The organism is Gordonia sp. (in: high G+C Gram-positive bacteria) (genome assembly GCF_020438995.1).
GTDB lineage: Bacteria > Actinomycetota > Actinomycetes > Mycobacteriales > Mycobacteriaceae > Gordonia.
Window position 1 is genome coordinate 1 of sequence record NZ_JAGQTN010000012.1, and the last position, 10,447, is coordinate 10,447.

The window sequence follows — 10,447 nt, forward strand, 5'->3', positions numbered from 1 at the left end:
CCCCATCACCGAGCAGAAGCTGTACCAACTGACCAAGGACGACAAGAGCGCCAAGGTGATGGCGATCGTGCCGGGCGGTCCCACCCCCATCGCGGACTACCCGCTGATCCGGCTCGCCGCGAATCTGATATCCGCCGAGGCCTCCGAGGGCGCGGCGGAGTTCTTCGACTTCCTGACACAACCGCGTCAGCTCGCCATGCTCACCGCGCTCGGGTTCCGCGGCGACGCCCCCCTGCCCCCGACCACGGCCACCGTCACGTTTCCCAGCACACCCGAACCGATGCCCGCCCCGGAGAACGCAGCCGCCGTGACGATCAACCGGCTGGTCTACGGGGGCTGAAACGCCGCCCCGGTAGACCAGCTGCCGTCAATCGGGTGCCTTCAGTAGGCCGGCTCAGTCCGTGACGGCGAATGCGTCGATCGGCGGGCAGCTGCACACCAGGTTGCGGTCACCGTAGGTACCGTCGATACGCCGCGAACCGGGCCACACCTTCGGCCTGGCACCCGCCGAAGGCAAGCCCATCGGATACACGGCCAGTTCGCGCGAATACGGGTGATCCCATTCTGCGACAAGACATTCGGCAGTATGCGGAGCACCTCGCAGCGGATTGTCGTCGGCGGGCCACTCACCGGCGGCCACCCGGTCGATCTCACCGCGGATCGCGATCATCGCGTCGCAGAAGGCGTCCAGTTCGGCCAGGTTCTCGCTCTCGGTCGGCTCCACCATCAACGTGCCCGCCACCGGGAAGCTCATCGTCGGGGCGTGGAAACCGTAGTCGGCCAGTCGTTTGGCCACGTCGTCGACGGTCACGCCGGTCGTCGCGGTCAACGGTCGCAGGTCCAGGATGCATTCGTGCGCCACGAAGCCCTGGTCCCCGTCGCCCTCCTTACCGGTGAACAGAACGGGGTAGTGCTCGTCGAGGCGTCTGGCGACGTAGTTGGCCGAGGCGATCGCCGTCAATGTCGCCCGGCGCAGCCCCTGCGCCCCGGTCATCGCGATGTACGCGTAGGTGATCGGCAGGATCGACGCCGATCCGTACGGTGCGGCCGCCACCGTCGAACCACCGGGCAACTCGTCGGCCAGCGGGTGCCCCGGCAAGAACTCGGCGAGGTGAGAACGCACAGCGACCGGACCCACGCCGGGGCCACCGCCACCGTGCGGGATGCAGAACGTCTTATGCAGATTCAAGTGGCTGACGTCGCCGCCGAATCGACCCGGGCGGGCAACGCCCACCAGTGCGTTCAGGTTCGCGCCATCGACGTAGACCTGGCCGCCGGCGTCGTGTACCAGCGCACAGATGTCGGCGATGTCGTGTTCGAAAACGCCATGCGTCGACGGGTAGGTGATCATGATCGCGGCCAGGGACTCGCGGTGTTGATCGATCTTGACCCGTAGATCGTCGACATCGACGTCGCCGTTCTCCCGGCATCCGACCACCACGACCCGCATGCCGGCCATGACCGCGGACGCCGCGTTGGTGCCGTGCGCGCTCGAGGGGATCAGGCAGATGTCCCGGCCCTCGTCGCCGCGGCTGCGGTGATACTGGCTGATGGCCAGCAGCCCTGCGTACTCCCCCTGCGATCCCGCGTTGGGCTGCAGGCTCACCTTGTCGTAGCCGGTGATGGTGACCAGCCACTTCTCCAGCGTCGCGATGAGTTCCCGGATGCCTTCGGTGTCGGCCCACGGTGCGAACGGATGCAGCCGGGCGAAACCGGGCCAGGTGATGGACTCCATCTCGGCGACCGCGTTGAGCTTCATCGTGCACGAACCGAGCGGGATCATGCTGCGGTCCAAGGCAATGTCTTTGTCCGACAAGGCACGCAGGTAGCGCATCATGGCGGTCTCGGTGTGGTAGCTGTTGAACGCCGGATGGGTCAGATAGTCGCTGGTCCTGGTCTCGATAGGCTGCGCGAAAGCTCCCACGTCGTCGCGTTTGAGCACACCGTCGGCCTCGAAGGCCCTCAGTACGGCCGCCACATCATCGAGCGTGGTGGTCTCATCGCACGAGATCGCGACCAGGTCACCCGAGACCAGGCGCAGATTCACGTTGTCATGGCGTTTGGCCCGCGCGACGATCGCACGTGCCTGGCCGGGTGCGCGGACGGTGATGGTGTCGAAGAACCGGGAGTTCTGAACCCGATAGCCGGCCGTCGTCAGGCCGTTGGCCAGCTTCTCGGCCCAACCATGGGTACGTCGGGCGATGGTTCGCAGGCCCTCGGGTCCGTGGTACGAGACGTACATCGACGCCACGATCGCGAGCAGGACTTGCGCCGTGCAGATGTTACTGGTGGCCTTCTCCCTGCGGATGTGCTGCTCACGGGTCTGCAGCGCCAGCCGGTAGGCCACCTTGCCGTCGGCGTCCTTGGACACACCCACCAGGCGTCCGGGCATCTTCCGGGCATGCGTGGTGTGCACCGACAGGTAGCCGGCGTGCGGCCCGCCGAACCCCATAGGCACACCGAATCGCTGCGTCGTGCCGAAGCAGACGTCGGCGCCCTGCTCACCGGGCGGTGTGATCAGCGTCAGTGCCAGCAGATCCGCGCCCACGGCCACCATCGCACCACGATCGTGGGCCTCGGCGATGATCGGCGCCGCATCGACGATCCGTCCCGATGCGCCGGGCACCTGCAGGATGACGCCGAAGAAGTCGCCCTCGGGCAGACCGCGCCGCGGCAGATCCGGCAGCAGCGTCGCCTCGACCACCTCAATGCCCAGCGGCTGTGCCCTCGTCTCGATGACCGCGCGCGTCTGTGGGAACAGATCGGCATCGACCACCAGACGCGACGACCGAGAACGACCGGCCCGGCGCATCAGCGTCATCGCCTCGGCCGCCGCCGTCGCCTCATCGAGCATCGAGGCGTTGGCCACCTCGAGACCGGTCAGGTCCGCCACCATCGTCTGGAAGTTCAGCAGCGCCTCCAGCCGGCCCTGGCTGATCTCGGGCTGATACGGCGTGTACGCCGTGTACCAGGCCGGATTCTCCAGCACATTGCGCACGATCACCGGCGGTGTATGGGTGTCGTAGTAGCCGAGCCCGACCATCGATCGGGCCACGACGTTGCGGTGGGCCAGGTCCGCCAGATGCGCCAGGACCTGGTCCTCGGTCATCGGCTCGTCCAAGGCGTCGAGCCCATTGTTCGCGGGATCGTCGGCGATCACGGCGGGCACCACCAGCGCGGCGAGTTCGTCGAGAGACGCCACACCCAGCGTCTTGAGGATCATCGCGGTTTCGGCTTGATCCGGTCCTACGTGGCGGTCGATGAACGGCTGGGACATCGGCGGAAGACACCTCTCGGCAGCGGGCGGCGCCAGCGCCGACCGGTGAGCCCTCCCCCTCTGTCATGTCCCGACCGAGTCGATCCGGCACGTGGACGCCTGAGAGTTTCAGGCCGGCATGCCGACCCTTTCACCGTGGGCGGACGGGTGAACCCCATCACTTTCCAGAGACGCCGTCATTCGCACGGTCCTGGTGCCTGAGAGTTTGACGAGGAGGTATTGCTCCTTCGGCGGCCACCCTCACCACTGGTCAGAAAATCAGAACGATCCGAAAAGCAGAATCCAGCGGTGGGTGACGCTCTCCCGTGCGGGTGCGACGTGGGATCAGTTTAGCCGCGTGATAGCGCCTGCTCGCAAGCTGAACGGACGATGATCACACCGGTCAGCCGATACGGCGGGTGCGATTCTTGCGCCGTGCGGCGAGTTCGTCCTCGGGGGCCGGTTCGCTCACACCACCGTCGGCGCGCTCGCCGGGGAAGTCCGCGATCGTTCCGGTCAACTCGCGCATCGCGCCACTGACCGCGATCCCGAATACGCCCTGCCCACCCTGCAGTAAATCAACGACCTCCTCGGCCGACGTACATTCGTATACCGTCGTCCCGTCGGAGAACAGGGTGATCTTGGCCAGATCCTCTACGCCGCGCTGACGCAGATGGTCGACGGCGACACGGATGTTCTGCAGCGATATTCCGGTGTCGAGGAGTCGCTTGACGATCTTCAGAACGAGAATGTCCTTGAAGGAGTACAGCCGCTGGCTGCCCGAGCCGGCCGCGCTGCGAATCGACGGCACCACCAGCGACGTCCGTGCCCAATAGTCGAGTTGACGGTAGGTGATCCCGGCGATCTGGCATGCCGTGGGAACCCGGTACCCGACCAGATCATCGGGCACAACATCGTTGGGAAACAGTCCCGGCACCACATCGCTCAACCGACCCTGCCTGGGCGTCACCGCGTGGGGTTCCGTCATCGACGACTCATCAGGGGACCCTACGGCGGTGGAGTCGACAACAGGGGAATCGATGACAGGGGCATCGACGACCTGGGTGGTCGACCGCTCATCATCCCGACCGAACTGCTGATCGCGCACTTCAGACTCCTCGCAACGCTCAGATCGGCCTCGCCCCGGGCAATTGTCGGGGCGAGGTCCGGCGTACTGGACTACAGAGTACGCTCGATGTCACCGATCTTGGGGACGACACGTCGTAGTGTCGCGCATTCGACGGTAGCCCCCGAACGAGCCAATTTGATGCGACGCGCCGATACCCGGGCATCACACATCAAGGAGAAACCTTACAGTGACCTGAGAGAGGCCTATTTGTGATCTTCAGACCCCGCGTCCCGAGAATCACGCGCCGCCGCTGGCCTTGAAGTCGTCCGGCGAGACACTGTCGAGGAACTCGCGGAACTTCTCGACCTCGTCTTCTTTCGCAGGTGCTCCGTCGCCTCCGTCCTCCTCCGGAATCAGCAGACCGGCCTCGGTGAGTACGTCTTCGTCGGCGATGATCGGCACATCCGACCGCAGGGCCACGGCGATCGAGTCCGACGGCCGTGCCGAGACACGCACGTTGCCGTCGAAGACCATCTCGGCGTAGAAAGTGCCCTCTTGCATGTCGATGATGCGCACTTCGATCAGCTTGCGTTCGAAAGCGCCGATGAGGTTGACCATGAGGTCGTGCGTCAACGGACGCGGTGGCTCGATACCCTTCTGCCGCAAAGCGATAGAGGCCGCTTCACTCTGGCCGATCCAGATGGCCAGATACCGCTCGCCTTCGAGTTCGCGCAACAGCAGCACCGGCTGGCTGTTCGGCGGCTCCACCCGGATGCCGACCACCCGCATCTCGCCCATCTTCCGGACCTCCTGGGATTAGGTGCTTGCCATCGACGCTACACCGTACCGAGCGCCCGGTCGTGCTCAGTCGAGGGCGCCCCGCAGCCCCGCCTTGACGAGTTGGGTATGCAGAGTCACCGACAGCGCCGCAATCTCACGCACGAGTTCTTCGGCGCGGTCGCGGGCACCGGTGCCTCTGCCCTTGGCTATCGGTCCCGCGATCTGTGCCACCAGGCCTGCCTCACGATCGGCCGACACCTTGAACGCCCGCAGATGCCGGGTCTCGATACCGTAACTGACCAATGCCGCAGCCGCTTCGACCAGACGCACGGCGTCTTCGTCGTAGTAGCCGGCGGGGCCGACCGCCAACAGACCGTTACGTTGCAGCTCGGTGATGAACGCGTCGTCCGCGCCGGTCCGGTCGATGAGCGCATCGCGCGACACCCGGCCGGCCCGCGCACCGAAATCCGTGGCCGGCGCGACGGAGCTGCGGGCCGATGAAAGCAGCCGAGTGCCGCCGTGCCCGACGCCCCCGACACCGGAATCCATCGCGTCGAGTTGTTCCTTGATGACCTTCAACGGCAGGTAGCGGTCGCGCTGAGCGGTCAGGACGAAGCGCAGCCGATCGCAATCGGCCTCCGAGAAGCGCCGGTATCCCGACGGCGCACGCTCCGGGGTGATGAGGCCCTCGGATTCGAGGAAGCGGATCTTCGAGATCGACACCTCGGGAAAGTCCTCCCGAAGGCGCGTGAGGACCGCCCCGATCGACATCGAATGCTCACCGGACCGTGTTCCCTCCGTCCGTGGCACATGAGTCTGGTCCCCCCCACCGCTATGCCCTGCCGCAGACGACGACACGACGACTATGCGCCCGCGTCGCCGGACCGGGGAGCGCTCAGGAAGACCAGCCGGAACTTTCCGATCTGAACCTCGTCACCGCTGCTCAGCGAGGCGGTGTCGACCGGTTCCCGGTTGACATAGGTGCCGTTGAGGCTGCCCACGTCGACCACCTGGAACTCGTTGTCTCCCAACCGGAACTCGGCATGCCGACGGCTCACGGTGACGTCGTCGAGGAAGATGTCGCTGTCGGGGTGCCGTCCCGCCGACGTGGTCGCCTGGTCGAGCAGGAATCGCGACCCCGCATTGGGTCCCCGCTTGACGACAAGCAGCGCGGTGCCGGGCGAGAGGCGCTCGACCGCGGTGTCCGCGGTTTCGCTGGGCGCACCCGCATGCGCGTCGAGTTCCTTGATGAACTCCTCGCGAAACACCGACGTGGTCTCCACGGGTGCTTCGAGTTCCTTGTCGTAGTCGCTCACGATTCTCCTTCTCTGTGTTCGGTCTGCCCGCGCGGCACCCGGGAATCCCTCTGACCGGACGCGCCGTGCGCAGCCGCCTCGATGTCGGTGATGGTGTGCTCCGCGACACCGCCTAGCCAACCTACCGTGTCACCCCACCGGGCCGGTGAACCGACCTCCGGGACAACTCGACCGGCACCGACCTCGCGGCGCAACACCTTGGACCAGCCCCCATCATGCCGTCTCGTCCGGCGGCCCGACGGGGATACGGACGATCATAGCGCGCCCGCATGTGTGTCCAGTGTGGTTACGGTGTCTCCAGTGACCCGGTGGTCAGTTTTCGATGATTGCGCGATATCCGTCCGCATCGAGCAGGGCGTCGGACACCTCTTGTGCGGTGGTGCCGGTGCCCACCGTGATCTCGGCGAGCCATCCGGCCCCGTACGGGTCGGAGTTGACCAGGTCGGGAGTGGCGTCGAGGTCGGCGTTGACGGCCGCCACCGTGCCGGCGAACGGACCGTAGATGTCCGAGACGCTCTTGGTCGATTCAACCTCGGCGAACGACTCACCCGATTCGACCACGTCGCCGACGGTCGGCAGTTGAACGAAGACGACGTCGCCGAGCTGGCCCTGCGCGTAGTCGGTGATGCCCACCCGCACGGTGTCGGTCGCGATGACCTGTACCCATTCGTGTTCGGCCGTGTACCGCAGATTGTCGGGAACAGTGCTCTCACTCACCGGCTCCGTACCTTTCTCGTTGTTGGAACTCTCGTCAGTATCACGGCATTTGCCGCACGGCTTGTGACATTAGGCCATCTGGGTCCAGGCGACCCGGCATCGGATGATCAGGGTGCCGGGGTCGGCATACGTGGCCTCACGCGATCCGGGGCTGCCGCATCACCAGGATTGTCTGATACCAGTACAGGAGGAAGGTCCACAGGTACATGCCGACCCCCCAGATCAGGAACGCCCAGCCGATCGGATAGCACACCGTACCCACCACCGAGTCGAGTTGGCCGGCCAGCAACCAGGGGAACGCGCTCATCAGCGCGAAAGTCGCGGCCTTGCCGATGTAGAGCGTGGGCAGCGCAAGATGCCCACGGGTACGCAGCAGTGGTGCGGTGGCGAACAGCAACACATCGCGGGCGATGATGATCGCGATGAGCCACCACGGCAGGATCTCCCGGAACCCGAAGGCCAGCGGTATGACCACCACGTACAGCCGGTCGGCGGCCGGATCGAGCAACTCCCCCAGCCGCGAGGACTGATCGAGCAACCGGGCCAGCTTGCCGTCGAGCCAGTCGGTGGCCCCCGAGACGAACAAGATCGCCAGCGCCCAGCCGTCGGCCTCCTTCGCCAGCAGCAACCACACGAACACCGGAATGAGCAGCAGCCGCATCACGCTGAGCGCATTGGGCACGGTCAGCACGCGCGAGCGGCCGGCCGGTTCCGGGTCTGCGTGCGCGGTCACCGGAAGATGCCGATGATGCCCTGCAGTGCTTTCGCACCTCCCGAGGAGAACAGGTTGTCGTGCACCATGTACGTCCAGGTGGACGTCGACCTGTGCAACCCGAGTCCGTCGAGCTGCACACCGTCGGCGGTGATGGTGGCCTCGCGGAACGTCTTACGGGCGGCGGCGATGGCCTCGGCAGGCACCGAGGCGAACTCTTCGAGGATCAGCTTGTGGAACTCGTCGAGCGGGCTCTGCTTGCCGATGGCACGCAGGTGGATGCTGGCACGCACGTCGGAGACGAAGGCCAGGTGATCGGTCCATGCCCGGTCGAGGTGATAAAGCACGATCTCCCGGCACGCCTGCGACAGAACGTCCTTCGGTACCGGTTCTTGGGTCACCTGCTCGGATGTCCCGGCACCTTCCTGCTTGTCCGTGTCCTCTTTGTCGGCGGCGACTTTGTCCGTGTCCCCGTCCGGTGCGGTCCCCTCCAGTAGTTGCTTGTACCTGTCCGGTTCGAGTTCGGCGAGTTCGTCGGCTGCGGCGTCGCCGGTCAGCACCTCGGTCCGGCGGCGCACGATGATGTCGCGCTGCTGGTTGACCAGCGTGTTGTAGCGCCAGGTGTTGGAGTGCAGTTCGAGCATCACGCCCTCGGCGATCCGCTGGGCCTGCTTGATCAGTTCGACGCCCTTGGAGCCCATCGAACCGTCCTCGGACTGGGCCACCGGGTCGCGTTTGAACGCCAGGTTCCGCGTGACCACCGGGTCTTCGAGGCTGGAGAAGAACACCGACCGGCCCGGATCACCCTGCCGGCCGGCACGTCCGCGCAACTGGTCGTCGAGACGTTCGGTGTCGTGGCGTCCGGTGCCGACGACACAGAGGCCGCCGAGCCCGATCACCTCCTCACGGGCGTCGTCGTCGCTGTTCGATCCGCCGAGCCGGATGTCGGTACCGCGACCGGCCATCTGTGTCGACACCGTCACCGCGCCACGTTTGCCGGCTTCGGCGATGATCGCCGCTTCCTGAGCGTCGTTCTTGGCGTTGAGCACCACCGACGGCACTCCGGCCTTGTCGAGGAAGTAAGCGAGCTCCTCGGACTGGGCCACATCATGGGTACCGATGAGGATGGGCTGGCCGGTCTCGTGGATCTGTTTGACGTAGGCGACGATCGCCTCGACCTTGTTGACCTTTGAGTCGTAGACCCGGTCGACCTCGTCCACCCGGATGTTGGGCGTGTTCGGCGGGATCTGCGACACGAGCAGCGAATAGAACTGGCGGAACTGTTCACCTGCGGCAAGGGCGGTGCCCGTCATCCCGCACACAGTGCGATAGCGGCCGATGAGCGCCTGGACGGTGATCGTGTCGATCATCTCGCCCGGATCGGTCTGGGCGAGCCCCTCCTTGATCTCCACCGCGGCCTGCACGCCGTCGGGCCAGCGCTGCAGCTGCGCGACCCGGCCGCGGGAGGCGTTGATCAGGTGCACCCCACCGTCGCGGACGATGTAGTGGACGTCGCGCTCGAGCAGGTAGTAGGCGTGCAGTGTGATGTTGACGTGGACCAGAGTGGTGCCGACATGCTGTTCGCTGTACAGGTCGATGCCGCCGAGCTCTGCCTCGACGAAGGAGGCGCCCTCATCGGTGAGCGTTACATTGCGCCCGTCGGTCTCGATCTCGTAGTGCTTGCTCTTGAGCCGTGCGACAACCTCATGGATGGCCTGGTCGGGCACCTGGGCCTTGGTGGAACCGGCCAGGACGAGCGGGATCAGCGCCTCGTCGACGAGTACCGAGTCCGCCTCGTCGATGATCGCGACATCGGGTACCGGCGAGACGAGGCCGTCCTCGGTGGTCGCGAGCTGGTCGCGCAGCACGTCGAAACCGATCTCGTTGACCGACGAGTACGTCACATCACAGCGGTAGGCGTCGCGGCGTTCGTCACGGGTCGAGTTCTCCGACACCGAACTCAGGCCGATGCCGAAGGCGTCGAACAGCGGCCGCATCCACTCGGCGTCGCGGGTGGCGAGGTAGTCGTTGACGGAGATGACATGCACACGACGCCCGGACAACACGTATCCGACGGCCGCGATCGCACCCGAAAGCGTCTTGCCCTCACCGGTCGCCATCTCCACCACATCGCCCTCGAGCAGGCGCAGTGCGCCCTGCAACTGGACGTCGAAGGCACGCATATCCAGTGCCCGGTCGGACACCTCGCGGACCAGCGCCAGGAACTTCGCCAGGTCCTTCTTCTCACCCATGTCCAGTGCCCGCGCGGTCTCGGCCACATCCGCCTCGCTCACGCCCTCGGCCCACGCGGACTGCTCGTTCGCCTCGGCGATCAGCGACAGCGACTTGGACTGGTTTCGCGTGCTCTGCGATCCCAACAACCGCCACATGCTGTTTGTCAGCTTTCCCACCGAGAAGATCTCCTCCACACGTGCACCGCCGGCTCCGGCGGCGCCCAGGCCCTATGTCGGGGTCCACGGTACCGTTCGCCGCGCCCGGCCCGCCGCGGGTGCCGCCGGACGGTGGTCGCGGGCCGCACGCCTTTACACTCATGCGACCGGGGTATCCGCCCTGGCCAGGAGGGATACCCGAAGGGG

The 10,447-nt window shown here is 65.9% G+C and carries 8 protein-coding genes, 1 pseudogene and 1 riboswitch; of the genes and pseudogenes, 1 reads left to right on the top strand and 8 read right to left on the bottom strand.

The annotated features are described in order from the left end of the window. Positions 1-340, top strand: a pseudogene (locus KDB67_RS00705) (hypothetical protein); the annotation flags it as partial. Between the two features lie 54 nt (positions 341-394). Here the strand turns inward: KDB67_RS00705 and gcvP are convergent. The 8 genes from gcvP to secA2 all read right to left on the bottom strand — a co-directional run bounded on the left by gcvP (position 395) and on the right by secA2 (position 10,261). Then, positions 395-3,277, bottom strand: coding sequence for an aminomethyl-transferring glycine dehydrogenase (gene gcvP, locus KDB67_RS00710; RefSeq protein ID WP_291011125.1), 2,883 nt, complete (start codon positions 3,275-3,277; stop codon positions 395-397). A 175-nt stretch (positions 3,278-3,452) separates the two neighbouring features. Beyond that, positions 3,453-3,593: riboswitch (glycine riboswitch) on the bottom strand. Positions 3,594-3,659: 66 nt separating this feature from the next. Beyond that, a complete protein-coding gene (locus KDB67_RS00715; protein WP_291011148.1) occupies positions 3,660-4,244 on the bottom strand; it encodes a MerR family transcriptional regulator in 585 nt (194 codons plus the stop codon). Positions 4,245-4,622: 378 nt separating this feature from the next. Next, positions 4,623-5,123 carry a bifunctional nuclease family protein gene (locus KDB67_RS00720; protein ID WP_291011128.1) on the bottom strand — a complete coding sequence of 167 codons (501 nt, stop codon included), beginning with the start codon at positions 5,121-5,123 and terminating at the stop codon, positions 4,623-4,625. Positions 5,124-5,189: 66 nt separating this feature from the next. Next, entirely contained in the window at positions 5,190-5,876 is a 687-nt protein-coding gene (locus KDB67_RS00725; protein ID WP_291011131.1) for a MerR family transcriptional regulator, read from the bottom strand. 92 nt (positions 5,877-5,968) lie between these two features. Next, positions 5,969-6,424 (bottom strand): glycogen accumulation regulator GarA, encoded by a 456-nt coding sequence (gene garA / locus KDB67_RS00730; RefSeq protein WP_349255521.1) that lies wholly within the window; start codon positions 6,422-6,424, stop codon positions 5,969-5,971. A gap of 309 nt (positions 6,425-6,733) precedes the next feature. Next, positions 6,734-7,138, bottom strand: coding sequence for a glycine cleavage system protein GcvH (gene gcvH, locus KDB67_RS00735; RefSeq protein WP_291011139.1), 405 nt, complete (start codon positions 7,136-7,138; stop codon positions 6,734-6,736). A gap of 136 nt (positions 7,139-7,274) precedes the next feature. Beyond that, positions 7,275-7,871 (bottom strand): CDP-alcohol phosphatidyltransferase family protein, encoded by a 597-nt coding sequence (locus tag KDB67_RS00740; RefSeq protein ID WP_291011142.1) that lies wholly within the window; start codon positions 7,869-7,871, stop codon positions 7,275-7,277. After that, positions 7,868-10,261, bottom strand: coding sequence for an accessory Sec system translocase SecA2 (secA2, locus tag KDB67_RS00745; RefSeq protein ID WP_291011145.1), 2,394 nt, complete (start codon positions 10,259-10,261; stop codon positions 7,868-7,870). The genes KDB67_RS00740 and secA2 overlap by 4 nt, the downstream gene beginning before the upstream one ends. Between the last annotated feature and the right edge of the window lie 186 nt (positions 10,262-10,447).

Coding starts and splice junctions, on each gene's coding strand:
- gcvP (WP_291011125.1), bottom strand. CDS start 3,277: ATGTCCCAGCCGTTCATCGACCGCCACGTAGGACCGGATCAAGCCGAA.
- KDB67_RS00715 (WP_291011148.1), bottom strand. CDS start 4,244: ATGACGGAACCCCACGCGGTGACGCCCAGGCAGGGTCGGTTGAGCGAT.
- KDB67_RS00720 (WP_291011128.1), bottom strand. CDS start 5,123: ATGGGCGAGATGCGGGTGGTCGGCATCCGGGTGGAGCCGCCGAACAGC.
- KDB67_RS00725 (WP_291011131.1), bottom strand. CDS start 5,876: ATGTCGATCGGGGCGGTCCTCACGCGCCTTCGGGAGGACTTTCCCGAG.